25 protein-coding genes and 1 riboswitch are annotated in these 24,776 nt (G+C 62.0%); of the genes, 15 read left to right on the top strand and 10 right to left on the bottom strand.

Annotated features, from left to right (window positions below):
• Positions 1-69 precede the first annotated feature (69 nt).
• The 6 genes from KUW18_RS11980 to KUW18_RS11955 form a co-directional block, all read right to left on the bottom strand.
• A complete protein-coding gene (locus tag KUW18_RS11980; RefSeq protein ID WP_222561494.1) occupies positions 70-1,323 on the bottom strand; it encodes a PAS domain-containing methyl-accepting chemotaxis protein in 1,254 nt (417 codons plus the stop codon).
• 279 nt (positions 1,324-1,602) lie between these two features.
• Complete coding sequence (locus KUW18_RS11975) at positions 1,603-1,944, bottom strand: AzlD domain-containing protein (protein ID WP_222163658.1); 342 nt, start codon at positions 1,942-1,944, stop codon at positions 1,603-1,605.
• Positions 1,941-2,666 carry an AzlC family ABC transporter permease gene (locus tag KUW18_RS11970; RefSeq protein ID WP_222486759.1) on the bottom strand — a complete coding sequence of 242 codons (726 nt, stop codon included), beginning with the start codon at positions 2,664-2,666 and terminating at the stop codon, positions 1,941-1,943. Before KUW18_RS11970 ends, KUW18_RS11975 begins: the two co-directional genes overlap by 4 nt.
• Entirely contained in the window at positions 2,663-3,229 is a 567-nt protein-coding gene (locus tag KUW18_RS11965) for a helix-turn-helix domain-containing protein (RefSeq protein ID WP_222561493.1), read from the bottom strand. Before KUW18_RS11965 ends, KUW18_RS11970 begins: the two co-directional genes overlap by 4 nt.
• 1,024 nt (positions 3,230-4,253) lie before the next feature.
• The gene (locus tag KUW18_RS11960; protein ID WP_206943543.1) at positions 4,254-4,676 is read right to left on the bottom strand and encodes a CBS domain-containing protein; all 423 of its coding nucleotides are present in this window, start codon (positions 4,674-4,676) and stop codon (positions 4,254-4,256) included.
• Positions 4,677-4,701: 25 nt separating this feature from the next.
• Positions 4,702-6,168: a dihydrolipoyl dehydrogenase gene (locus tag KUW18_RS11955; protein WP_222561492.1), complete on the bottom strand. Its 1,467-nt coding sequence runs from the start codon at positions 6,166-6,168 to the stop codon at positions 4,702-4,704.
• 277 nt (positions 6,169-6,445) lie between these two features.
• Here KUW18_RS11955 and KUW18_RS11950 point away from each other — a divergent pair, with 277 nt between their 5' ends.
• From KUW18_RS11950 to KUW18_RS11915, 8 genes are all read left to right on the top strand, one after another.
• A complete protein-coding gene (locus KUW18_RS11950) occupies positions 6,446-7,087 on the top strand; it encodes a YqaE/Pmp3 family membrane protein (RefSeq protein WP_222561491.1) in 642 nt (213 codons plus the stop codon).
• Positions 7,088-7,271: 184 nt separating this feature from the next.
• The gene (locus KUW18_RS11945; protein WP_206943538.1) at positions 7,272-8,141 is read left to right on the top strand and encodes a DMT family transporter; all 870 of its coding nucleotides are present in this window, start codon (positions 7,272-7,274) and stop codon (positions 8,139-8,141) included.
• Positions 8,142-8,212: 71 nt separating this feature from the next.
• Positions 8,213-9,094 (top strand): NAD(+) kinase, encoded by an 882-nt coding sequence (locus KUW18_RS11940; RefSeq protein ID WP_206943535.1) that lies wholly within the window; start codon positions 8,213-8,215, stop codon positions 9,092-9,094.
• A gap of 10 nt (positions 9,095-9,104) precedes the next feature.
• The gene (locus KUW18_RS11935) at positions 9,105-10,091 is read left to right on the top strand and encodes a metallophosphoesterase (RefSeq protein ID WP_222561525.1); all 987 of its coding nucleotides are present in this window, start codon (positions 9,105-9,107) and stop codon (positions 10,089-10,091) included.
• A 201-nt stretch (positions 10,092-10,292) separates the two neighbouring features.
• Positions 10,293-11,138, top strand: a complete 846-nt coding sequence (locus KUW18_RS11930) for a rhomboid family intramembrane serine protease (RefSeq protein ID WP_222561490.1) — start codon at positions 10,293-10,295, stop codon at positions 11,136-11,138.
• Positions 11,139-11,147: 9 nt separating this feature from the next.
• Positions 11,148-11,432 (top strand): YeaC family protein, encoded by a 285-nt coding sequence (locus KUW18_RS11925; RefSeq protein WP_206943524.1) that lies wholly within the window; start codon positions 11,148-11,150, stop codon positions 11,430-11,432.
• Complete coding sequence (locus KUW18_RS11920) at positions 11,416-12,252, top strand: DUF2797 domain-containing protein (protein ID WP_409995830.1); 837 nt, start codon at positions 11,416-11,418, stop codon at positions 12,250-12,252. The genes KUW18_RS11925 and KUW18_RS11920 overlap by 17 nt, the downstream gene beginning before the upstream one ends.
• A gap of 74 nt (positions 12,253-12,326) precedes the next feature.
• Positions 12,327-13,007 (top strand): glutathione S-transferase family protein, encoded by a 681-nt coding sequence (locus tag KUW18_RS11915; protein WP_222561489.1) that lies wholly within the window; start codon positions 12,327-12,329, stop codon positions 13,005-13,007.
• A gap of 80 nt (positions 13,008-13,087) precedes the next feature.
• On the opposite strand, the gene KUW18_RS11910 is transcribed toward KUW18_RS11915, so the two are convergent.
• From KUW18_RS11910 to KUW18_RS11895, 4 genes are all read right to left on the bottom strand, one after another.
• The gene (locus KUW18_RS11910) at positions 13,088-13,552 is read right to left on the bottom strand and encodes a hypothetical protein (RefSeq protein WP_222561488.1); all 465 of its coding nucleotides are present in this window, start codon (positions 13,550-13,552) and stop codon (positions 13,088-13,090) included.
• A gap of 14 nt (positions 13,553-13,566) precedes the next feature.
• Positions 13,567-14,883 (bottom strand): sulfite oxidase, encoded by a 1,317-nt coding sequence (locus KUW18_RS11905; RefSeq protein WP_222561487.1) that lies wholly within the window; start codon positions 14,881-14,883, stop codon positions 13,567-13,569.
• Between the two features lie 259 nt (positions 14,884-15,142).
• Positions 15,143-16,195 carry a PA0069 family radical SAM protein gene (locus KUW18_RS11900; RefSeq protein ID WP_222561486.1) on the bottom strand — a complete coding sequence of 351 codons (1,053 nt, stop codon included), beginning with the start codon at positions 16,193-16,195 and terminating at the stop codon, positions 15,143-15,145.
• A 145-nt stretch (positions 16,196-16,340) separates the two neighbouring features.
• Entirely contained in the window at positions 16,341-17,897 is a 1,557-nt protein-coding gene (locus KUW18_RS11895) for an arylsulfatase (protein ID WP_206943514.1), read from the bottom strand.
• 691 nt (positions 17,898-18,588) lie between these two features.
• On the opposite strand from KUW18_RS11895, the gene cobT reads away from it, so the two are divergent.
• The 7 genes from cobT (at position 18,589) to KUW18_RS11860 (ending at position 24,361) form a co-directional block, all read left to right on the top strand.
• Positions 18,589-19,656, top strand: coding sequence for a nicotinate-nucleotide--dimethylbenzimidazole phosphoribosyltransferase (gene cobT, locus KUW18_RS11890; RefSeq protein WP_409995829.1), 1,068 nt, complete (start codon positions 18,589-18,591; stop codon positions 19,654-19,656).
• Between the two features lie 35 nt (positions 19,657-19,691).
• A complete protein-coding gene (gene cbiB, locus KUW18_RS11885; protein ID WP_222561485.1) occupies positions 19,692-20,795 on the top strand; it encodes an adenosylcobinamide-phosphate synthase CbiB in 1,104 nt (367 codons plus the stop codon).
• Complete coding sequence (gene cobD, locus KUW18_RS11880; RefSeq protein WP_222561484.1) at positions 20,792-21,937, top strand: threonine-phosphate decarboxylase CobD; 1,146 nt, start codon at positions 20,792-20,794, stop codon at positions 21,935-21,937. Before cbiB ends, cobD begins: the two co-directional genes overlap by 4 nt.
• Positions 21,934-22,503 (top strand): bifunctional adenosylcobinamide kinase/adenosylcobinamide-phosphate guanylyltransferase, encoded by a 570-nt coding sequence (locus KUW18_RS11875; protein WP_222561483.1) that lies wholly within the window; start codon positions 21,934-21,936, stop codon positions 22,501-22,503. Before cobD ends, KUW18_RS11875 begins: the two co-directional genes overlap by 4 nt.
• A gap of 123 nt (positions 22,504-22,626) precedes the next feature.
• On the top strand, positions 22,627-23,400 hold the full coding sequence (locus tag KUW18_RS11870) for an adenosylcobinamide-GDP ribazoletransferase (RefSeq protein WP_242520909.1): 774 nt from the start codon (positions 22,627-22,629) through the stop codon (positions 23,398-23,400).
• Complete coding sequence (locus KUW18_RS11865; protein WP_222163646.1) at positions 23,352-23,990, top strand: histidine phosphatase family protein; 639 nt, start codon at positions 23,352-23,354, stop codon at positions 23,988-23,990. The genes KUW18_RS11870 and KUW18_RS11865 overlap by 49 nt, the downstream gene beginning before the upstream one ends.
• Positions 23,942-24,361 carry a bifunctional adenosylcobinamide kinase/adenosylcobinamide-phosphate guanylyltransferase gene (locus tag KUW18_RS11860; RefSeq protein ID WP_222163645.1) on the top strand — a complete coding sequence of 140 codons (420 nt, stop codon included), beginning with the start codon at positions 23,942-23,944 and terminating at the stop codon, positions 24,359-24,361. The genes KUW18_RS11865 and KUW18_RS11860 overlap by 49 nt, the downstream gene beginning before the upstream one ends.
• Positions 24,362-24,477: 116 nt before the next feature.
• A riboswitch (cobalamin riboswitch) is annotated at positions 24,478-24,696 on the top strand.
• The last annotated feature ends 80 nt before the right edge of the window (positions 24,697-24,776 follow it).

The following is a 24,776-nucleotide window of genomic DNA, read 5'->3' as shown; positions in this document are numbered from 1 at the left end:
TTACTGACGGGATGGCTGACAGAATGCCTGGCAAAGGGCTCAAGGCCGCTTCGCCAGGTTCTATGATGGTTAGAGCGCACTTACCGCAGTGGAAATGCGACGAGCACCCTCCATGATCTCCTCAATGACCTGCTGGGCGTCGCTGACGCTCGCTTGACTCGATTCACTTACACTGACGATCTCGGTCATCTTCTTGCTGGCGAGGCGTATCCGCTCGTTGTTTTCGTGGAGTACGTCGGCGATTCTCGATGCCGCCTGGGTAGACCCCTGGGAGAGTGAGCGAACTTCCTGGGCGACCACGGCAAACCCCTTACCGTGGTCGCCTGCTCTTGCGGCTTCCACGGCGGCGTTAAGGGCCAGCAGGTTGGTTTGATGTGCGATGGAGGAAATAGATGCCGTAATGGCGTTGATCGCTCGCGTCTGTTCCTCTAAAGCGATCACGATGGCCTGGGTTGCCTTGATATCCGAGCTGGCCTGCCGGGCAGCGGCTACCGCTTGCTGGAGCTGCTCAAGCCCTCCTGCGGCAATCGACTCGGTCTGCTCCGCCGTGACGCGAGCCGCTTGTGCAGCAGCTCTCGCAGCATCCTCGGTTGCCACCGCTCGGGTAATATCGGTGGCGAATTTGATGATGCGACATACCCTGCCTGCTGCATCGGTCACAGGGTTGTAGGTGGCCTCCAGCCAGATGGGCTGCCCCGTGGCAGTGAACCGCTGGAACCTTCCCTGTTTGTAGTGGTTGCTGCTTAGCTCCTGCCAGAAGTGTGGGTACTCAAGGTAAAAGGCGTCGTCACAGAACATGCGGTGATGCTGGCCCTGAATCTCCTCGAGCGTGTAACCCATTGCCGACAGGAAGTTGGTGTTGGCGTCGGTGATATAGCCATCGGGAGTGAATTCGATCATCGCCATGGAGCCATCCAGGGCGTCGAGAATGGCACTTTGGCCGGCCGCTGAAAGCCGTTGCCGAGTGACGTTGCTGGCGATCTTGAGAATGCGCTTCACCTTACCCCGGCGGTTCTTGATGGGCAGGTAGCTTGCCTCTAGCCAGAGCGTATTACCGTCGGCATCGATGCGCTCGAAGGTACCGCTGGCAGGCTTGCCGTTGGCCAGTGCTTGCCAGAACGCCTGATAGGAAGGCGATGACACCACACTGTCAGGACATAACATGCGGTGATGCTGCCCTTTGACCTGCTCGAGCCGATAGCCAACCGTGCTGAGAAAGTGGGCGCTGGCGTCGAGGATGGTGCCGTTCGGGAGAAAGGTGATGCAGGCGGTGTGGCTGTTGAGCGCATATCGCAGCGCGCTTGTTCTTCTTGCCAGAACCATGGGAAAGCCTCGGAAGCGAAAAGGGGATGCTTCCGAGGTATCGGCGGCAGGGCGCAGGCCTGAAGGACTTTTCTTCCGATATGTCAGTTATTTAGGGTATATCAGGCAAAAATCACGCGTAAACGTTGCAAACGTCATCGGCGGCGATGTTGTGACTCACGCTTTGGCTGTGCTGCTAAAGTATTAGATAAATGAAGTTATTCATACTTAAGAATTAGTTTTGACGAGAAAGAAGAGGCAGGGTTGTCGTCCAGGCAGTGCGCTGCTTGGCCGACCGCGTTATAGCCCCGACAACAGTAACGTTGCGCCATAGGTCGCGACGCCCATGGCGACTGGCCAGCCAAGGGATCGCGTCCGACGCCAGGTGATCAACGTAGCCAGGACTCCCAGCAGGGTAGCGGTCCAGCCAGCCAGGGTGTTCTGGCTCGGTGCAAGCGACACACCCAGCACGGCAGCGATCATCAGCGGCCCCAGTACAGACAGCCACTGTGGCAACGTATCGACGCCCGCTTCAGCGCTTGAACGCGACAGACGTTTGCGCATCCAGATGAGCGGCAGCATGCGCATCAGCAGGGTACCGACGGTGGTGGCGGCGACGGCCAGCCAGAGTTCCATGCTCATGCGCAGCGTCTCCGGGTGGGGGCATGCTTGACGGTGTAGAAGCACAGCGCGCCAGTCAAGGCGGCCAGGGGGATACCCGCATTGGCAATCCCGCCAAGGGCGAGGGCAAGACCGGCAAGCACGGTAACAACGGTGGCGCAGGCCCAGCGAAAATTGCTCATGCGGGGCGCTACCAGAACCAGAAACAGAGCCGGCAAGGCGAACGGCATTACCTCGCCGAGCAATGGCCAGCGCTGGACGACCCACTCTCCTCCTATCGCGCCAGCGGCAGTTCCGACAATCCAGGCGAACCAGGCGAGCAGCGCCGCACCGCTGTACCAGCCCAGCCGCTGCTCGCTGGCCAGCTGTGGCAAGCGTGTCAATGCCAATGCAAAGACTTGATCGGTCAGGCCATGCATCAGCGCAGGCCACCATCGGCTGGAAGACATGTGAGCCGCCAGATTGGGTGCGTAGACCACATGACGCAGGTTGATCAGCAGCGTCATCCCGACCACCAGCCACAGCGGAGCTCCTGCTGCTGCCATGCCGACAAAGACAAACTGGGACGCTCCGGCGTAGATCAGCGTCGAGATGGCGACAGCTTCCCATGTAGTGAAGCCAGCCTGTACGGCCACCAGCCCAAAGGAGATAGCGATGGGAATGTAACCACCCAGCAGCGGAATGGCTTCGCGTACCCCGACCAGCCAGGCGCTCGCGGTCAACGGGGGAGAGGTGGTCGTCATGTCGGTACAGTCCTTGTTGGGTAGACGATGGTGACGATTGCCGAAGAGGCTTGATCCTCGGTGGCGTACAGGTGAGGGCCGTCTGCAGCAAAGCTGTGGCTGTCGCCGGGTGCTAGCGTCCTTGTCAGCTCCTCTGCGCCGGTGCAGAGGCTGCCCGAGATCACGGTGATGGTCTCTCTAACGCCTTTGGGGTGACCGAGACTCCAGCGTTCTACCTGAGCGTCCAGGTGCATCCAGTAGACATCGACGCTGGGGCGGTCGTGTCCCTGGTCGATCAATTGGATCTGCACGCCCTGGTCGTCGAGTACAGCAGTGACGGGCTTGATCAGCGTGCCGAAAGGCACCTCCAACTGTGCCGCCAGTCGCCAGAGGGTATCCAGCGTGGGATTGCCGTTTCCCTGCTCCAGACGACACAGATTCGATTTAGCAATCCCTGCGTCGTTAGCGAGACGTGACAAAGACCAGCCTCGGGTTTCCCGCAACTGCTGAAGGTGGCGACCCAGGGCCTCAGCGTCGATAGAGGGTTCCGGTATGGGGTCCAGGCGGAGGTGGTCGTCAATCATGGGCGCGTTCCATTAGGCGATCGCTCGATGGATGGTTCACTATGACGTTAACGTGTTCGCTCAACGAAGCGTTCGTCACCTGGGCGCTCGAAGAGCAAAGCGTTCGATAAATAGAACGTTCGATAAATGGAACATAGCTGCCTTTGTGCCGTGTCGTCAACGTGAACGCTGAGCTGTATTCCGCCGCCGCTCTGAGTGCTGGCAACGAAACGGCGCAGGGGGCGTTTCTGCCCGCCTGCGTTGATACCCGCCTGCGTTGATACCCGCCTGCGTTGATACCCACCTGTGTTAGTGCCCACCTGCGCTGGTGTTGGCGCCTCGCGATACGAACGATGGGTAACCGCCCGTCGCAGCGGTGGAGATCACCCCAGGAGCGTCGGCGGGTAAGCCCTTTGTAGCGGCGTTGATGTCGCCATCCACCATGATCTGGGTACGCAGTAGGAGGGGAGGGTGAGGTCCGTTCGTGCGCTTCTGTGCTGGTTTTGCCAGAAAGCAGGAAAAAAAAATTCTGGTGAAAGGAGAACTTTTCTGGTGACGACTGTCATATGTGGTACAGACAGCATGCGCGATGGCAGTCGTTAGCAGTGTTGATCTGGTTTGCTAAATCGATCGTTGCGCCCCATGGTTTCCATGGGGCGTTTTTTTTGCGCCAGCTGAGCCACGGGCGTGCGCCGACGGCAGGTCGACAGAGACCAAGGTTGGCTGGTCAAGGGCTTATGTCCCAGGGCTTATGACCAAGGGCCTGGCGCGAATGGCGGGAGACGAGGGGCGAGCAGCCTTCTGCGCACAGCCGGACGACAGGATAATAGACCGGCATGAGTCCTGCCATAAGACGTTGCTCAAGGCATCGTGGGCTGGTTTGGCGCCAAGGGCGGGGCGAGAAGGTCTGGGGGGAGAAAGGAAGGGCGAGAAACGAATGGCCGAGCAAGCAGCACGCCATCTTTCGTGGGGCTGCGATGGGGGACTGAAACCCTCTCCCCCACAGGGGCGACCCAGCAGGGGAAGAGGACTGTCAGCAAGTGCGTCAGGCGCTACGTTGATGACGACGCATCGATAGCACCGCGTTAAGCACGTCGCGACGCGTCACAATGCCGACGAGCCGGCCCTGTTCGGTCACCGGGTAGACCTTGGGCTTAGCACCGAGCATTTCCTGGGCCAGGTCGACGATGCTCTTGGTGGGTGACACTGAAAGGACTTCGTTGCGCATCAGTTCACTGACCAGCGGGGCTTCATGGTCCAGATACAGGCTTTCTATCACCTTGCCAAGTACGTCCTGCTCCGAAATGAAGCCGACAAGGTGATCGCCGCTATCCACGACCGGTGCACCTGGCAATCGATGCAGCGCCAGTCCTTCCGCGAGGGTAGAGATGGACGTCTGGCCGCTGACGCGGTAGCAGTCCTTCGACATGATGTCGCGGACGATAGATGGAGGTGCCTTGTGTGGCATAGCCGCTCTCCTGTGTGCTTGACCGTCAAGCCCCGGGGCCGCATTCCAGACAGCGCTCGGTGATGGCTGGACCTCTGCGCAGGCTGACATTCAGATCCCTTAGCGCAGTTCTCAGGCCTTCCTCCACCACCGGGTGGTAGAAAGGCATTTCCAGCAGACGGTCAACGGTCAGTCGTTGGTCGATGGACCAGGCCAACAGGTGGCCCAGGTGTTCTGCCCGAGGGCCGAACATTTCCGCGCCGAGGAGAAGTCCTGTGCCGTGTTCAGCGTAGAGCCGCAGCTTACCCCGGTTCTGACGCATCACCGTGGAGCGTCCCTGATCCTCAAAGGAGACCTCTCCGATGGCCACGTTGCTCAGGTGTTCATCCCGACGCTTCAGTTCAGCGTAGCCCATCCCCGCGCTTGCCATCTGTGGATCGGTAAAGACAACTGCCAACGGTGTGCGTCGCCGCCCGGCTCGGATCTCCGGGTAGCGACCAGCATTGTCTCCAGCGATACGTCCTTCATCGGAGGCCTCGTGCAGCAAGGGCAAGTCCTGATTGGCATCGCCGGCGATAAAGATGGGAGCCGCTTGGCCGTCATCAAAGCGACACTGCATGGTAAGCCGGTCAAACAGCGGTACACCGCGCTCGTTAAGCTCGAGCCCCGTCTTGTGAAGGTCCAGGCGATCCACATTCGGTCTGCGTCCCGTGGCGGCCAGCAGGTAGTCGAAACGTTCGCTCTTTTCGGTGTCGCTGTCGCGGCAGTGGAAGGTCACCACCACCTGGTCTCCCTCACGCGCTACGCGTTTGACCGTGGCATCCGGATCCAGCGGGAAGTCGTCATTGAAAGTCCTGTCGGCTACCTGCTTGAGCTCAGGGTCACCCAGCGGACCAATCGCCCCACCCACGCCGAACATGCGCACCCTGACGCCCAGGTGACTGAGCGCCTGGCCCAGCTCAAGCCCTATGACGCCGGGACCAAAGACCACCACCGACTCCGGTAGATCCTGCCACTCGAACAGGTCGTCATTGATGATCAGTCGGTCACCTGCACCATTGAGGAAATCGGGCCAGGAAGGGCGAGAGCCGGTGGCAATGACAATGCGCTTGGCCTTGATGCGTGTGTGCTCGCCCACCACCAGCGTGGTGGCATCTTCAAAGCGGGCCGCTCCCAGGATGCGATCTTCGTCCTCGATGCGGGACATTGACGACATCACGCTGCCTACGAAGCGGTCGCGCTCACGTCTCAAGCGTTCCATCACGGCCCGGCCATCGACGCTGACACCACTGACCTTGATACCGAAGCCTTCGGCGTCGTTGGCTTGGTGCGCCACATCGGCCGCCGATATCAGCAGTTTCGACGGCATGCATCCCACCCGCGCACATGTCGTGCCGAATGCCCCCGACTCGATCAGCACCAGCTTGTCGGTGTGCTGGCGGGCTGCGTGCCAGGCGCCGAGTCCGGCGCTTCCTGCACCGATAATTGCGATATCGACCTGTCTTTCCTGCATGATATGTCTCCTTGAGCGATGGCAGCCCGGGGTAAGGGAACCCATAGGCACGGCCTCTATCAAAAAGGTAGGACAGGAGGTACTCATTGCCCCATAGATCAGGCGTCACTGTTACATCAAAGCCTGCATTGGCACACTTGCACGATCAGACCCGTGACGGCCCTCGATGAGGTTGAGGGTGCTGGCGTGACAAAGGGCGGCGACACAGGCGCCTTGCCGCGTCGATCATTGGGCTCCCGTGCCGATGACCATGACAGAATGAGGAGGAAACGGATCCGTGGATGCGCGTGAATATCTAGCCCGTAAAGGGCTTGATGGCGAACGAGATCGAGAGCGCCCCAACACCCTGGAAGAAAAGGCCTGGGATCGTGCTCGTGAGTCCAACGACCACCGTCCCAAGGTGGGCACGCCCCATGACTGGGAGGACTGGGAGCGCTATCACGAGGTGCTGGCTGAGGGCGCGGATCGGCTGGAACAGAAGATCGACGTTGATGCCCATCGTCAGGCGTCACCGACCGAAGCCGACAAGCCATCGTCACAGGCGTCGGGGGTGGAGCAATACCTTCCCCCGATGAAGCAAGACGGTGGGACCGAGGAAAAGACGTCGAGTGGGCCAGCCTCAGATGACGCTGCCTCGAACACATCCGCCGCTGAGGCCAACCAGCATGGAGTAAGTGATACGGAAAGCAAGGCCTCGGAAAAGGCGACCAAGAGTGAATCCCAAGTGGCATCGGCCTTGATGGCGTCTCCGGCAGCCAGGCTCGCGCTGATGCTGCTCGTGCTGTTGGTCCCTCCACTGGCCGTCGCTGTCACTGAGGGTGGAGCGCGCCGCGTCTCCATTGCCTTTCTGCTGACCTTGCTGGGTTGGTTGCCCGGCGTGCTGTATGGCGCCTGGTGGCTGAAGCGCATCAATCACTGATGCCAGCTCACCGCCACACCCGCTGAGGCTAAGGCGACAGGCGGTGATGTTCTAAACCGACAGCGTGGGCGCTGCGGCGCTGCGCTGGAGGCGTCCTGCGCCTCATCGCGTTCGTCGGATCTGTTCAGCGCTTGCTGGGTATCGCGTATACTCCCGTAAACTTTTTAGGCGGAAGGAGTTTACGGTGGGCTATCTGGTCGTGGTCACTGTCCTTTGGGCATTTTCGTTTTCGCTGATCGGTGTCTATCTCGCCGGCCAGGTAGACAGCTATTTTGCCGTGATGCTGCGCGTCAGCCTGGCGGCACTGGTCTTTCTGCCCCTGCTCAAGCCACGCCTGCTGGCAGGTCAGCAGCGCCTGATCCTGATGGCGCTGGGTGCCGTCCAATTGGGCGTAATGTACATCTTTTTCTACCAATCGTTCTTGCTGCTGTCGGTACCTGAAGTCCTGCTGTTCACCATCTTCACTCCGCTTTACATCGCTGTTCTGGACGACCTGGCGTTTTCCCGATTCACCCCTTTTCACCTGGTCACGGCGGGCTTGGCGGTGTTGGGGGCGGCGGTCATTCGCTACCACGGCGTCAACGAGGACTTCTGGTTGGGTTTTCTCGTCGTCCAGGGGGCGAACCTCTGTTTTGCGCTGGGCCAGGTCGGTTACCGGCGGCTGTCCGCGGCGCTTCCGGAGGAACTGCCGCGTCACAGCGTGTTCGCCTGGTTCTACCTTGGCGCTGCCTGTGTGGCGCTGCCTGCCTTTGCCCTGTTGGGCGACAGCAGCAGCCTGCCCACGACCTTGACCCAATGGGGCGTACTGCTGTGGCTGGGGCTGGTTGCCTCAGGGCTCGGCTTTTTCCTGTGGAACCTGGGCGCCGTCAGGGTGGACGCCGGAGCCTTGGCCATCATGAACAACATGCTGATCCCCGCGGGCCTGGTCGTGAACCTGGTGATCTGGAATCGCGACGCTGACCTGCCGCGCTTGCTGCTGGGTGGCGCGATCATCGCCGCCTCGCTGTGGCTGAATGGTTGGTGGCAGCGGCGTCGAGGCCAAGCGTTGGTGTAAGCGTCAGGCCTCGTTTGCCCCGCCGCGTCCCCCTCGCCATAATGAGCGGTCGTCAAGGGAAGGATGCGTGGATGCAATCGTTCAAGAACATCGGGCTGATCGGGCGCCTGGGCAGCGCCAAGGTGGTCGAGACCCTGAAACGCCTGATTCGGTTTCTGGATGATGGCGGGTACCACGTCATCATTGAAGATCGCACGGCGTCAGCGCTGTTGGAAAGAGGCCATGCCGAGGCCAGCAGACGCATGCTTGGCGAGCTGTGCGACCTGGTGATTGTCGTCGGCGGTGATGGCAGTTTGCTGGGAGCCGCGCGCACCCTGTGCCGCAGCGGAACCCTGGTGCTAGGGGTCAATCGAGGCAGGCTGGGCTTTCTGACCGATATCTCTCCAGACGAGCTGGAAGCCCGGGTAGGGGAGGTGCTGGCGGGCCATTACGAGGTCGAGCAGCGCTTTTTGCTGGACGCCGAGCTGTATCGTGGTGATGCGTTGGTCGGCAGCGGCGATGCGCTGAACGAGATCGTGCTGCACCCGGGCAAGGCGGTGCGCATGATCGAGTTCGAACTGTTCATTGATGGTCAGTTCGTTTACAGCCAGCGTAGCGACGGTCTGATTGTCGCGACACCCACTGGATCTACCGCCTATGCGATGTCCGGTGGCGGCCCGATCATGCATCCCAAGCTCGACGTGGTGACCCTGGTCCCCATGTTTCCCCATACCCTGTCGAGTCGCCCCATCGTCATCGATGCCGATTGCGAGATCCGCTGTCATATCGGTGAGACCAACCAGACCTACCCGCACATCAGCTGCGATGGGCAGACCCGTGCCGTCGCCAAGCCCGACGATGTCCTGGTGATTCGCCGCAAGCCTCAGAACGTTCAGCTCGTACACCCCCTCGGGCACAATTTTTACGACGTCCTGCGCAGTAAGCTGGGCTGGAGCAACAGGTTGGGAGACTGAGGTGAGTCGACTGGACGGTTACGATCTGATCGGCGATGTGCACGGCTGCGGGGCGACCCTGGCAACGCTGCTCGAGCGTCTTGGCTATCACCTGCGCAATGGCGTCTATCGCCACCCCCATCGCAAGGTCATCTTCCTTGGCGATCTTATCGATCGCGGACCGCGTATTCGCCTGGCGGTCAACATTGCGCGACGCATGGTGGAGGAGGGCGAAGCCTACATTGTGCTTGGCAATCACGAAATCAGCGCCTTGACCTACACCCAGAAGGCGCCGCCAGGCCATGGCCGTGAATGGCTGCGTCCGCATACGCCTCGTCATAACCGCATCATTCGGGAGACGCTTGAGCAATATCGCGATCATCCCCAGGAGTGGGACGATGCTCTTGCCTGGTTCCGAGAGATTCCGCTGTATCTGGAGATGGATGGCATTCGTGTCGTGCATGCCTGCTGGGATACGGCTCTGGTCCAGGCCTTTCAGCAGCTACGGCCTGACGGGCGTGTGGATCAGGAATTTCTGCTTCGCGCCTCCCAGCATGGCACCCTCGAGTCGCGTATCCTTGAGCGCCTGACGCGTGGCGGTTCCATTCCATTGCCTGAGGGCATTGCGATTCATTCTGGAGACGGCTTTACTCGACGCAGTTTTCGCACCCATTTCTGGGCAAACAGCCCCGTCACCTGGGGGGATGTGGTGTTTCAGCCGGACAACCTGCCCGGCGATCTCGAGAGTCGTCCACTCAGCGATGCCGAGCGTGCCTCCCTCAGCTACTATGGGCCCGATGAGCCACCGCTGTTCATTGGCCACTACTGGTGCGAAGGAATACCGGCGCTGCCAGCCCCCAACGTGGCCTGCCTGGACTACAGTGCGGTGAAGTACGGACGCCTGGTCGCCTATCGCTACAGCTTCGAGTCGCGACTCGATGCCAACCATTTTGTGTGGGTGCCAGTGCCTCGAGATGTCAGTCAGCGACCCCTGCCGAGGGAGATTACTTTCGACTGATACAAAGCGTTACATTAAATTTTGCCGACGAGTTGAACCCTTTGGGCAAGTGGACGTCTGAATAGGTGTTCCCTTGAATGATCCCTTGCTCTTGTCCGGCGGCCCCCTCCGCCGGACTTTTTGTATGCGCAGCATTTGTATGGGGAAACCCGTACACAGGCATGACGTGCAGCGCGTTTATCGCCACTCCATGGAGACGCCATGTATCGGGTCTTGCTGATACCACATGAGATCGACACCCGCGAACTGCGTCAGGCGCTGTGGGCGCAGCGCATCAGCCATCGCATCACGCAAGACGAAGAGGGACAAACCCTGTGGCTGGCCGATCTCAAGCAACGTGATGCCACGGCCGAGCTGGTCAGGCGCTGGCAACAGGGTGAGGCGATGCCTCCGCCGGCAGCCTCGAGGTCGCGTGGCCAGGTAGATTGGGCGTTGCTGTTGCGTCAGCATCCGGTGACGCTCGCGACGCTGGCGCTGTGCGTTGTGGTATTTGCAGCGATCGCCGTGTGGGGAGACATAGTGCTTGCCTGGTTGGCGATCGTGCCGCTGGGCATCAGTCAGGGCGCCCTTGCTGTCGGTACCATTCCTGACGCCCTGGCATCGGGGCAGGTGTGGCGGCCCTTGTCGCCGATCTTCCTGCATTTTGGCTGGATGCACCTGGTCTTCAACATGATGTGGTTGTGGTACTTCGGACGCCAGGTAGAGCGCCTGAATGGGCCAGGAAGAATGCTGATCATCGTCGTGCTGGCGGGGCTGGCGGGCAACCTAGCCCAGTATGCCACCGGCACGGTGCTGTTTGGTGGCATGTCCGGCGTCGACTTTGGCCTGCTGGGGTATGTCTGGTTGATGTCTCGGCGGGCTCCCAGCAGCGGCTTCTTCGTGCCCCAGATGCTGGTGGTGTTCATGCTGGGCTGGATGATCTTCACCATGACCGATCTGGCGGGTTTCGTCGGCTTTGGCAATGTGGCCAACGAGGCGCACCTGGGCGGATTGCTCGTGGGGCTGCTGCTGGGCTGGTATCATTCACGCACATCACGCCGACACTAGAGCGATCCCATGAGCGACATGACCTTCGAGCGAATGATTTCCCAAATGACGCCGGCGATCTATCAGAGCCTGAAACAGGCGGTATCGCTGCGCAAGTGGCCAGACGGGCGGATGCTGACCCCCGAGCAGACCGAGCTTTGCATGGAAGCCGTGATGCGCTACGAGCATGAAAATAACGTGCCCGAGGACAGCCGTATTGGCTATCTTGAGCAGCGTACCTGCGGTGCGGCTGCCAGTGGTGCGGGGGTATCCGCGGAGATGGCGGGGCTTGCCCGGGATGCCAGTCGTGACTGAAGTGCTTGCCCACGGTTGTCTGTCCAAGATGGGGGTCGAACCCGACTCCCCAGCGCGCTATACCCTCAAGGCTGGCGAGAACCGTCTGCCGCTCAACGACTACCTGGGCCACACCCTGCGACTCGAGTGGAGTGGCGCCATCGCCTGCACCCACTGTGGGCGAGCCACCAAGAAGAGTTTTGGCCAGGGGCACTGCTATCCCTGCTTCAAGCGCCTCGCCCAGTGTGACAGCTGCATCATGAAGCCTGAGCTGTGTCACTTCTTCGCGGGGACCTGTCGTGACCCACAGTGGGGTGAACGCTTCTGTTTTCAGCCCCATGTGGTGTACCTGTCCAATGCTTCCGGGCTCAAGGTCGGTATCACCCGCGGTACTCAGGTACCTACTCGCTGGCTGGACCAGGGTGCCATTCAGGCACTGCCCATTCTCGAGGTCGATACGCGCCAGCAGTCGGGCTTCGTCGAAGTGCTGTTCAAGGAGGAAGTCTCTGATCGCACCAACTGGCGAGCCATGCTCAAGGGCCAGGTCGAGGAGCTGGACCTGGTGGCCGAGCGTGATCTTTTGCTGGAGCGGCTATCGAGCGGGCTATCGAGCCTGCGTGAGCGTTTCGGTGCTGATGCCATCCGGGTGCTGGATGATAGCGTTCGGCATTTTGCCTACCCTGTACTGGAACATCCCACCAAGGTGACGTCGCATAACCTGGATAAACATCCGGTGGTGGAAGGTACCTTGATGGGCATCAAGGGGCAGTACCTGATGTTCGATAGCGGAGTGATCAACCTGCGCAAGTACACCGGGTACGAGATTTCCCTCGCTGCTTGAGGTTCCTCTGCCGCCTTGCCAGGATCGCCCCCAGTCAATGACGCGGTTGATGGTAAGAGCCAAGGAGAGGTGCCATGTACGTGCTGCATATTGCCAATCGTCAGATGTCATCCTGGTCACTGCGGGCCTGGATGACCCTGCGCCAGGGGGATATCCCCTTCGAGCTGGCCTTTCATCCGTTTGATGAGCAGGGCGACAGCTTTGACGCCTTTCGCCGCTTCTCACCCAGCGGCAGGGTCCCTTGTCTGCATGATGGCCATCAGGTCGTGTGGGACTCTTTATCCATTGTCGAGTATCTGGCTGAGCGCCATCCTGGCGTCTGGCCCGCTGACCCTGGGGCCCGGGCCTGGGCCAGAAGTGCCTGCGCCGAGATGCACTCAGGGTTTCTCGCACTGCGCGAGCAGTGCCCAATGCACTGTGCCTTGCGCGTCAGGCTCCATCAGCTGGGCCCCGAAGTGTTGCGAGATCTCGAACGTCTCAATGAGCTGTTTGAGGATGGCTTGGCGCGCTTTGGCGGTCCCTATCTCGGCGGCGGGGCGTTTTCTGCCGTGGATGCCTTCTTCGCCCCGATAGCCTTCAGGCAGCAGACCTACGATCTTCCCATGGAGGGTCAGGCGCGAGACTATCTTGAGCGCCTGCGCGCGCTACCTGCGATGCAACAATGGCAAAGCGAGGCGCTGGAAGAGCCCTGTCGCGAGCCGAAGCTTGAAGCGCAGATCCGCGCCAGTGGAACCGTACTGACAGATCTGCGCTAACGGACGGCTAGCGTGCCTGTGCTGACCGGATTGTATAAACCAACCTATGCTTACTCACCTGTGCTGGCCGGACGGATGCGTCAGTCTTTTGAATCGGGTTCGCTGGCCTGCGCTCTTGGTGGCATCAGGTGCTTGGGCAGGTTCTGGCGTCTGGCATCTGTCCTCGGTCCATAGTAGGTCGACAGGTAGTCGAGAATGGTGTCTTCCATTTCCGGGTTGAATTGCCAAAGGCCCTGGGTCTCCTGCATCCAGTCAATCAGGTAGGCCCAGTGGTCGCGTGAGCCGCGATTCTGGGTCACCAGGGCGGCCGAGTGACAGATGGTGCAGTTGCCCTTGACCATTTGCCAGCCTTCGCCCATCACGAAGCCGCTGTCAGGATCGATACCAGGTCCCTCATCGGCAGAAGCCACCGCCGACGTCGCCGGTCCATCGTCCTGGGCGGCTGCCGGAGCCAGGCCCAACGGGCTAAACAGTACCGGGCCGACCAGCAGGCTGACCAGCAGTGGTCTGGCCTCCCTGCTCGCTAACGTGATACGTAACCCCATGCCTGTTCCCTCCCTCAGCCGACGTGAACCGCGATGCGATGGCAGGCGTTGTTGAGATAGCCCTTGGGATTCCATCCAGGGACCACCATGGGCTGCGACGCGCCGTGCTGGTCAACGGCCCTGGCCCAGACCTCGTAGTAGCCGGGTTCGGGGAACGCAACCTGGGTGCTAAAGCGCTGCCAGGCCAGGCGGTTGGGCGCGTCTCTCAAGCTGGCCTTGTGCCAGGTGGCGCCGAAGTCAATCGAGGTGTAGACCTCCGAGACGGACAGGTCACCGGCCCAAGCGTGGCCGCGCACCTCCAGCGGCTGGCCCTGTGCATGTTCGATGCCAGAGCGGGGATAGGTGATCAGTGACTTCACCGGCATCGACTGGATGGTGACAAAGTCCTCCTTGGCCACCTCGGTGCCCGGGGCCACTGGGTTGGCCGGTATGCTGTAGGAAGGTGGCGCCATCTTGGCCCCATCGTGCTTCTGATTGCGCACGACGATCTGCTTGAGCCACTTGCCCGATACCGAGCCCGGCCAGCCACCGCACACCAGACGCAGCGGGTAGCCATTCTGGTAGGGAATATCCTCGCCGTTCATGGCCCAGGCGATCAGCGACTCGTCCTCCAGGGCTTTTTCCATCGGCACTCCGCGAGAGATCGCCTCCTTGTCGGCGGCCCCGCTGGCATGGCGGTCGGCGCCGTAGTAGCCGATATAGACGGCGTCCCCGGCCACGCCGCAGGCTTCCAATACGTCACGCAGACGGACGCCGGTAAAGGTCGGGCAGGCCACCGCACCAGTGGTCCACTGATTGCCGCTGGCCGCAGGGACGAACTCGCTGCGACCATTGCCACCGCACTCGACCTGTAGTTGGTAGGTGTGCGCGGAGAAACGCTCTTGCAACTCGGCAATGGTGAAAGTAGTGGGGTTGAGGCATGACTCGCCGGCGATTTCCAGCGTCCAGGTGGCGGGATCGATCTCGGCTCGTTCCGGGGGCAGGCCGTTGTTGCGCACGAACATGTAGCGGGCCGGGGTGATGTCGTCGTCAAGCAGGTGGGCCGGTGTCTCGGCGTTGATCGGTCTGTCGTTGAGAGCGATCAGCCCCTCCTTGCCTTCGATCTCGAAGGCTTCTTCGCTCTGGGCCAGGGCGGCGGGAATCAGCCCGCTTGGCATGTGCCTGGCGAAGGGGATGCTGGCGCCTAGTGCAGCGCTCATGGCCAGCAGGCTGGACCTTCGCAAGAAACCTCGTCGACTGACAGGGTCCGTTTCACGGCCCCACAGAAGTCGGTCGGCTTGGATGGGGTCTTCTCGGTACAGGGCGTGCAGGCCCTTGGTGCGCCGGCGCATGGGGGCTCCTTATCGTTATTTGGTCTTTCGTTATGCCAGGGTGTTGTCAGAGTAGGCAGTCCCGTAGTGACCAGCCAGGCCAGTGGCGCATTGATGATGGAACCAGCATAGGACGAAGCGTCAGGCGTAGCGGTTCTGCAGCACGAGGCGTTTGTGCAGCTCGAAGCGGTTCTGCAGCTAGAAGCGGCTCTTCAGTGAGATCAGGCGAGATGGGCCGCGAACGCCGCCAGCAAGGGTGGCATCGCAGAAGGTACGACAGTCAGAACAGTGCCCCCTGCCGCTGGGGAGGCCTGAAGCTGGAGGTGTCCAGCGTCGTTTCATCGCGCTGTGGCAGGCCAAGGCGACGGCAGGCCTTACGGTAGCGCTGATCGAGCAGGTCGGCGAAGACCCCTTGGCCGCGCATGCGGTGACCAAAACGGCTGTCGTAGTCCTGTCCGTTGCGACACTGGCGAATCAGGCTCATGACCTTCGCTGCACGTTGTGGGTAATGGTGCTCGAGCCACTCTGCAAACAGTGGGGCGACTTCATGGGGTAGACGCAGCAGCATCCAGCCTGCACTGCTGGCCCCCGCGTCTTTCGCAGCGCTCAGCAAGTTTTCAAGCTCATGGTCGGTCAATCCGGGAATGACCGGCGATATCAGGGCGCCGGTGGGGATGCCGAGAGCCGCCAGCTCGTGCAAGGTTTTCAGCCTTGCCTTGGGCGAGGCAGCCCTGGGCTCCAAGCGCCGTTTGAGATCGTCATCCAGGCTGGTGAGGCTGATCATGACCTTGACCAGCCGCCGTCTCGCCAAGGCCTGTAACACCTCCTTGTCGCGCAGGATCAGCGTGCTCTTGGTGATCAAGGTGACCGGGTGACGGCATTCCAGCAGCAGCTCAAGTAACGCCCGTGTTGAGCGGTACTCGGCTTCGATGGGTTGATAGGCATCGGTATTGCCGGACAGGTTGATGGGGCGGCAGACGTACTGTGGTTTGCACAGCTCTTCACGAAGCCGCTCCACCAGCCCGGTTCGGGCGATCAGGCGTGTTTCGAAATCGATCCCGGGGGACATGTCCCAATAGGCATGACTTGGCCGCGCATAGCAGTAGATGCAGCCATGCTCACAGCCTCGGTAAGGATTGATGGAGCGGTCAAAGGGCAGATCGGGTGAGCGATTCCACGACAGGGCGCTCTTGGCGGATTCTGTTGCCGTTACCGTAGCGATGCGCTCGGGCATCGCCTCCTGCCACCAGCCGTCATGCTCCGCTTCGCTGCGGGTCGGGGCAAAGCGGTTGGCCGGTGAGAAGGTGGCACCGCGTCCCTTGATCGGATCCATCGGGTCTGATCCTCGGCCGTTTTCGATGGTCATAGGTTAGTAGATAGCTGTTTTTATATCCAGTGTTTTGGCGCTCGCGATGGAAGGGGGCGCAACGACAAGAGGCCGCCCAAGGGCGGCCTCTTGTTGGTTTAGCAGGGAAGCGTTATTGCTTCGGCGTAAAGGAGCCGGCTTCCTGGCGCTGGGGGTATTCTTCAAAGGTGGCCATGAAGTCCGCCACGATCTTGCCTACCGGACCAAAGGCATACATGCGACGCAGCTGCCAGTCGTCATAGTAGGAAGAATCCAGCGGGGCTGCCTCGAAGGGGTCCGCCTGCAGGTCGATCAAGAGCGGGGCCTTGAGCTGGGTCTGCGGACGCCGCCATGCGTCCATCCCCTCATGCTCCTGGATGCTGAAGTGGGCCTTGAAGCGATCGAAGCGCACGGCACCCAGAGATCCGTCATCGACGAAGGCAAAGAAGGTGTTGCGCGGCCATTCGCCGGCATCTTCGGCACCGGTAAGGTTAGGCAGCAGGTTGTAGCCATCCAGGTGAACGTTGAAGTCCTTGTCACCGGCGCTGTAGCCGTCGAGCAGCTTCTGCTTGATGTCGGGCTCACCCGCGGCGGCGATCAGCGTCGGGAACATGTCCTCCAGTGACAGGATCTCGTTGGAGACCTGTCCCGGTGCGATATGGCCCGGCCAGCTCATCATGAATGGAACGCGAATACCCCCTTCCCAGGTGGTCGCCTTTTCGCCGCGGAAGGGCGTGGTCCCGCCATCCGGCCAGGTAAACTTCTCGGCACCATTGTCGGTGGTGTAGACGATGATGGTGTTGTCATCAGCGCCCAGCTCTTCGAGCTTGTCGAGCAGGCGACCCACGAGAGCGTCATGTTCGACCATACCGTCGGCGTAGACACCCAGTCCGGTGCGGCCTTCGCTCTCATCCTTCAGGTGGGTGAAGATGTGCATGCGGGTGGTGTTGTACCACACGAACCAGGGGGTATCGGAGGCTTCCTGGCGCTCGATGAAGTCCTCTGTCGCGGCCAGGAATTCCTCATCGATGGTTTCCATACGCTGCTTGGTCAGCGGGCCGGTATCCTCGATCTGGCCATCGGCGGTGGAGCGAATGACGCCACGTGGGCCGAACTGCTCACGGAATTCTGGGTCACCCGGGTAGTCGGGGTTTTCCGGTTCTTCTTCCGCATTCAGGTGGTAGAGGTTGCCGAAGAACTCGTCGAAGCCATGATTGGTCGGCAGGTACTCGTCGCGGTCACCCAGGTGGTTCTTGCCGAACTGGCCGGTGGCGTAGCCCATCGGCTTGAGGATTTCGGCGATGGTGGGGTCTTCCGGCTGCAGGCCGAGGGGGTCCCCTGGCATGCCAATCTTGAGAAGACCGGTTCGCTTGGGTGACTGGCCGGTGATAAAGGCAGAGCGACCGGCGGTACAGCTCTGCTGGCCGTAGGCGTCGGTAAAGCGAATGCCTTCCTCAGCGATGCTATCGATATTGGGTGTGGTATAGCCCATCATGCCGTTGTTATAGGCACTGGTGTTGAACCAGCCGATATCGTCACCCATGATGACCAGGATGTTTGGCTTGTCCGATGAGTCGTCCTCTTCGGTAGCCGCGGCAGGCTGGATGCTTGCGGCAAGGCTGACAGCTGCCAGCGATGCCACCACGATGCCCTTCCAGGGCGTACTGGATACCGACGAATGCAATCTCATGATCACTCCTTTTCGTTAGCGTGTTTCAGTGCATGATGCGAGAACGGCTTGGTTACCGAGGTGGTGCTACGGTATTTCCGGGTCTTGCGACGCCTTGCCAGGCCTGGCGTCTTGAAGCGAGAAGGTAGGGTCCTTGTTTGCCATGGGAGAGGGGGGCGCGCTTTCCCTAAACGCGACGCACTGAAGCATGCGCAAGGCATGCCTCAGTGCGTAAGGCGACTGCAGATCAGCATAGTTGCTGAATATCCTGTGTCGATATGACATTTCGGCAACTCCCTGATCATTATCAATGTTATGAGATGTTTATGGCGGGCAGAGCGGCATTCAGCAGGCGTCAGCATCCGCTCGTGCGCGATCGCCGTGGATTCGCATGTCTTCCAGATGGCATTACTGCCGTCAGCAGCCGTTCGGTGGTCAGCTGGCCGTTTGAACGTGTGCTTCCAGGGATTGCCGAGGCCTGCAGCTGGAGTCTGGTGGCAGCGTCTAAGGGATGCGCTCCCTCAAGAGGGGCTGGCTGGGCGGAGCACAGGAGGGAGGTCGACTCAGGGCGTTGTACACGCCACTCAGGTGATGCAGAAGCCGTTGAGGCGATCTGCTAAGCTCGCTCTTTCGACTCCGCCGCTGTCGTCCGGCGAGCGGACCACTTGAAACGCCGCTTGATGCGGCGCTCCAGCCCACCGGATGATCTGACGTGCCCGAGCTGAACCCGCCCCCGACTTTCGCCGAGCTGCTTGACAGCATTCCCCCGCTGGACCCTCTGGCACGGCAGCGCGCCTGCGCTCGTCTTGACCGCCTGACCAAGCCGCCGGGTAGCCTGGGCAAGCTGGAACACCTGGTGGCGGACCTGGCGGCAATGACCGGGCAGGCATTGCCGCGTGTCGACCCTCCTGCCGTCATTGTCTTCGCTGCCGATCACGGGGTAGCGGCGGAGGGCGTGTCGGCGTTTCCTGCCTCCGTCACGGCGCAGATGGTGGCCAACTTTGCCCAGGGTGGGGCCGCCATCAATGTTTTCGCCAGACGCCTCAAGGCTCGCCTGGAAGTGGTCGATGTAGGTGTGTCCACATCCTGCGCGGGAGTGGCAGGCGTTGTCGTTGATCGAGTCAGAAGCGGCACCGGCAATATCGCCAGGGAAGATGCCATGAGCCAGGATGACGTGCAGGCTGCCCTGAACGTCGGTGTCCGCGCCGCGCGGCGTGCCACCGACCAGGGTGCCGGGTGCTTGATCTTGGGTGAAATGGGGATCGCCAATACCACCGCAAGCAGCGCCTTGCTGGCCGCCTTTACCGGGCTCTCGGTGGATGCCGTGACCGGACGCGGCACGGGTATCGACGATCAACGTCTACGCCATAAGCGTGAGGTCATCGGCAGGGCGCTGGCCCGTGGAACCGGGCGCACGGCACTGGATACCCTGGCGCGGTTCGGTGGGCTTGAGATTGTGGCCATGGCGGGAGCCTGCGTGTCCGCTGCGGCCAGTCGCACCCCGGTGCTGGTAGATGGTTTTATCGCCACGGTGGCGGCGCTCGCCGCGACGCGCCTGGCCCCCGGTGTGCGCGACTACCTGGTGTTTGGTCATCGCAGCGATGAAGCGGGGCATGGCGAGGCCCTGGCCGCCCTCGGCGGGGAGCCACTGCTGGCGCTCGGCCTCAGACTGGGCGAGGGCAGTGGGGCTGCCTTGGCCTATCCGCTGCTGCAAAGCGCCTGCGACATGCTCGCAGAAATGGCGACCTTCGATGATGCCGGCGTCGATGCTGGCCAATGAGTGTCGATGGCAGCGAAGGGAGTCGGTGGGCCTCGATGAATGCAGCAAGCGAGTGGCAGGCGGTCCTTGCCGATAAGGCGCCGGAGGGCTTGTCCTGGTTTGAGCCGCTGGGCCTGGCCCCCTTCAGCAGTGTTGGGCTCATCGTGGTGGTGCTGGCGCTGATCCTGGACCTGTGGCTGGGTGATCCTCGCTGGCTGCCACACCCGGTGGTGGGGATGGGACGCTTGATTGCCAAGCTGGAGAGCGTCCTCAATCGTGGCAGCCAGATAGGGCGTCGCCTCAATGGCATAGCGCTGGTGCTGATCGTGGTGGGGCTGGTGTGGGCCGCATCGGCGTTCGCCCTTGGCCTGGCAGCCTCCGTCAGCCCCTGGTGGGGCCTGGCGCTGGAACTGCTGTTGATATGGACGTGCCTGGCCTGCCGAGGATTGGTGCTGGCAGCGCGGCAGGTGGCGGTTCCTCTGATGGCCGGCGACCTGGCGAAGGCACGCCGGGCGGTGTCGGCGATCGTGGGGCGTGATACTCGCGAGCTCGATGAGTCCGGGGTGACCCGCGCCTGCGTGGAAAGCGTGGCCGAGAACACCGTCGACGGTATCACCGCTCCCCTGTTCTGGGCGCTGGTAGGCGGAGCGCCGCTGGCGCTGGCTTACAAGGCGATCAATACCCTGGATTCCATGGTCGGCCACCGCAGTGAGCGCTACCTGGCGTTTGGCTGGGCAGCGGCGCGACTCGATGACCTGGTCAACCTGGTGCCGGCACGGCTGACGGCGCTGGCCATGTGGCTGGTCATGTGGCTGTTCATGTGGCTAGTCCGGTGGATAGTGCCAGCGCCTCTGCGCGGCGACTATCAGGTGCATGGCAATGTACAGGGCGCGCTTGGTGCGACCCGCCGCCAGGCACCGTCTCACCCCAGTCCCAATGCGGGCTGGCCTGAAGCCATGGTGGCAAACCTGCTGGGGGTGCAGCTGGGAGGTATCAATCGGTATGGCGAGCAGGTCAGCCGGCGCGCCGTACTCGGCACACCGTTGCAGCCACTGAGGCCTGCACACATCGCGGCGGCGATTCACTGTCTTTACGCCGGCACTCTGGGCAGCCTGATAGTGATGTCGTTGGCGATACTGGCTCTGGGGAGTGTGGTGTGAATCAGCGAGGGACGAAGGCGGACTGGCCCGAACATGGCGGGCAGGGCCTGGTGTTACTGCAGCGGCTCGGCCTTGCGGGGACCGAACCGCGGCTCGACCTCAGTGCCAGTCTCAACCCCCTGGGGCCTCCCGATTGGCTGGCCGATTGGCTGAAGGACAGTCTGGAGAGCGCCCGGCACTATCCTGGTCCTGGCCACCCTGCGGCCTATGCGGCCTTGGCAGCCGCGTTGGGTCTCGGCGCTGATCGGTTGCTGTTGACCAATGGCGGCGCCGAAGCCATCCATCTTGTGGCCAGTGCATACCGAGGCGGGCGCGCGCTGATCGTCGAACCCACCTTTGGAGAGTATGCGCGAGCTTGCGCGCTCAACGGGATCGCCGTCGAGCGATATGAGCTGAATCCCGAGGGTGCGCCGCTGGATATCGAACGGTTGACGTCTCGCCTGGACGTCTCCGCCGACAAGGTCGATCTGATATTCCTCTGTCGGCCCAATAATCCCACCGGTGCCTGCATGGCCCGCGAGGACGTGGTGACATTGCTAGAGGCGGCAAGACGCCGTGGGGCTCTGGTGGTGGTGGACGAGGCCTTTGTCGACTTTGCCGACCCTGGAATGTCATTGACGGCGCTGGTGGACCAGGGGCTGCCGCTGATATTGCTGCGCTCATTGACCAAATTTTACGCCCTGGCTGGCCTGCGCCTTGGCTACCTGGTGGCGTCAGCGAGCTGCTGTCGACGCCTGCAGCGTCATCAGCCAGCGTGGAGCGTCAATGGACTCGCCAGTGCCCTGGTGCCGGCCCTTCTGGCGGATACCGACTTTGCCAGCAGGACGCGGGACTGGGTCATGGCCGAGCGTGCCTATCTGCCACTGGCGCTGGGCAGGCTTGGCCTGGTCGCCCTGCCGACCCAAGCCAACTTTGTCCTGTTTCGCCCGCCAGGGGCGCCATCCCGAGCAAAAGGTGAAGGCCTCGTCAGGCACCTGGCGCGTGATGGCGTCTTGGTTCGTCACACCCACACCTTCGCTGGCCTCGACGGTGCCTGGGTGCGTGTGGCATTGCAGCAACGACAGGGCAATCAGCTGCTGATACGGCGGCTGGAAGAGTGGCGCGATTCGCCACAGGCAGAGCGGTGGGGCAGCGGCGCATGATCGTCTTTATCGCGGGAGGCGTTCGCTCCGGCAAGAGTCGTGTCGCTGAACAGGCGGCCCTTGCGCTGCACGCTGACAGCCCCAGTAGCCAACTCTGGTATCTGGCGACGGCTCGCTCCAGTGACCGCGAAATGGCGGCTCGAGTGGCCCGTCACCGGGCCCGCCGTGATGGCCGCTGGCGCACCCTGGAAGCACCGCTGCAGCTGCTCGACCCCTGGCGTACCGTGGCTCCTGGCGATAGCGTCCTGCTGGATTGCCTGACCCTATGGACAAGCCAACGCCTGTTTGCCGACGGCATCGATCCCGGCTCAAGGCGCCAGGCAGCACGGCTTGCTCAGGCGGAGCTGGCGGCCGTACTGGCCGATGCGCGTCAGCGGGATATCCACCTGGTCGTGGTGTCCAACGACCTCAATGAGGAGCTACCTGCCCAGGATGCGCTGGTGCGCTGGTATGTGCGAGAACTGCAGCGGCTACATCGGCTGTTGGCACGTCGGGCCGACCGGGTGATCGAAGTGGTGGCAGGGCAGATGATTGAGTGGCCGGTGGTGGCCGGTAGTGGCCGGTAGTGGCCGGTAGTGGCTGGTAGTGGCCAAGACCAGTGATGCGACAGTGGCTCCCTGATGGCTGGGCCCGTACCTCTGACAGGACAGCGTGCAAGGAAGATGCGGCAGGAGAATCTGGTGAAAGACATGACAACACGCTGTGCGCCGATGCTGGCGGGTCTGGGGCTGGCGATCCAGTTTTTGACCCGGATACCGCTGCCGATCGCGATCGACTGGAATGACGCCAATCGGCGCTGGGCGGCACGTTGCTACCCGCTGGTGGGGCTCGCCATAGGCGGGCTAATGGCGTCGCTGGCGGCTGCCTCCAGTGCCTTGCCGGACCCGCTGAGAGCGCTGTTGCTGCTGACCCTGTGGGTCGGCGCGACCGGCGGGCTGCATCTGGATGGTGTCATGGACCTGGCCGACGCTCTTGGCAGCAACACCTCGCTGGAACGTCGCTGGGAGATCATGAAGGATCCCCAGGTGGGCAGTTTCGGCATCCTGGCACTGGTGTTTCTGCTGGCATGGAAGGGAGCACTGCTGTGGTGCTGGCTGGCGCTGGAGGCACCACTGTGGGGGCTTGTGGTACTGCCCGCCCTGTCCCGGGGGGCGGCGGTAGCGCTTCTGATCAGCGTACCCGCTGCCCGGCCCCAGGGGCTGGCCTATCAGTGGCAACAGGGGCTCTACTGGGGCGACCTCGCGCTTGCCTTGCTGCCCTGCCTGGCCTTGGTGCTGGTGGCTCCGTTGTTCGGGCTGCTGGGCATGGCGCTGGCCATGGGGGCCTTTACCTGGTGCTTTGGTCGCGGGATGATCCAGGCCTTTCGCGGTATCAACGGCGATATGCTGGGCAGCGCCATCGAAGGAGGAGAAGTATGGCTTCTGATAGTTGTCTCGAGCTGGTGGTGGTTCGCCACGGGCTGACGCAATGGAATCTCGACAAGCGGTATCAAGGTCAGCGGGATATTCCGCTGCTGATGCCCGACGCGCTTGGCGATATGGACCGCCTGCGGGATGAACTCGCCGATGAGGTCTTTGACGCGGTGGTGGCCAGCGACCTGACGCGCTGCTGTCAGACGCTCGCCCATATTGCCGAGGGGCGAGGCTGGCCCGCTCCACGGTTGGACCGGCGCCTGCGCGAGAATGACTTTGGTGAATTCGAAGGCCGCCAGTGGGAAGAGCTCAAGGATGATCCGGTGTACCGCGACTGGATCGACAGCGCCGGCGAGCTGGCCCCGCCGGGGGGCGAATCCGCTCAGGATCTGCGCGAGCGATTGGCGCTGGCGCTTGATGCGATCTTTGATGCCGCCGTCGAGGCGGGGCACCGGCGAGTGCTGGTGGTCACCCATGGCGGCGTGATCCGTGAACTGAGACGTGAGTTCGAGGGCGTCCCGTTCTGGCAGGGTGTCGTTGGCCAGGCGGCCGGGCGACGCTGGACACTGACCCGACAGGCAGGGGAGATCACATGCACGTCTTCCTCGGCGGTGCCCACAGTGGCAAGCACCAGCGAGTAGCAGAGCAGTACCCTGGCGCCCGCTGGTGTAAGGCGCATGAGTGGTTGAGCGGCAGCGTCGACGCGCTGGGTTCAGCGGAGTCGCTGGTCGTCTGCGACTGGTTGGACTGGCTGACCTGGGCGTTGCCCAGGGCTTCCGATCAGGAGTTGCAAGGCCAGTGGCGCGACGCCTTCACGCGGCTGCGCTCGGGGCCTGGTCCGCGTATCGCGATCGTGCAGGAGGTCGGGCGTGGCATCGTGCCCGTCGACCCCGAACAGCGTCGGCTGCGTGACCTGATGGGCTGGCTTGGCCAGGATGCCTGCCAACAGGCTGACTCGGTCACGTTGGTGCGCCATGGTCTAATGATGCCGCTGTCCGGTGCCCTTCCTTGATGCTGGGGGCATGCCGCTTGATCTGTGTCGTTGACGCCCGTCACCCGGGTTGCTAGCTTACGTCCACTCTCAGGTGCCCCAACCAACGTGCAGGACGGCCCCGGCGTCAGCCTTCTTACTTCGCAAGGCGCGCGGGTCACGAACGTCAATAGACACGTGGGGTGAAACGGGAAGTCGGTGTGAACCCGGCGCTGCCCCCGCAACGGTGATCGAGTCAAGCGTGCTTCATCATGCCACTGTGCTGCCTCTAGACAGGCCACGGGAAGGCAAGCGCGCCAGAGCCACAAGGGTTCTGCTCGTAAGCCCGGAGACCGGCCTGAAGAGCCATGCCAAGGGGCGGTGGGGTCCCGGTGCACGGCATCTCTTGTTGCTGGCGCGTCTCGGCTGACCTCATGCCTTGACGAGCTGCCGGGTC

Origin of the sequence: Halomonas sp. DP5Y7-2, assembly GCF_019802025.1 — a bacterium.
Taxonomy (GTDB): domain Bacteria; phylum Pseudomonadota; class Gammaproteobacteria; order Pseudomonadales; family Halomonadaceae; genus Halomonas; species Halomonas litopenaei_A.
Note: the sequence above shows the minus strand (reverse complement) of the source record. Positions and strands in the feature narration are given on the sequence as shown.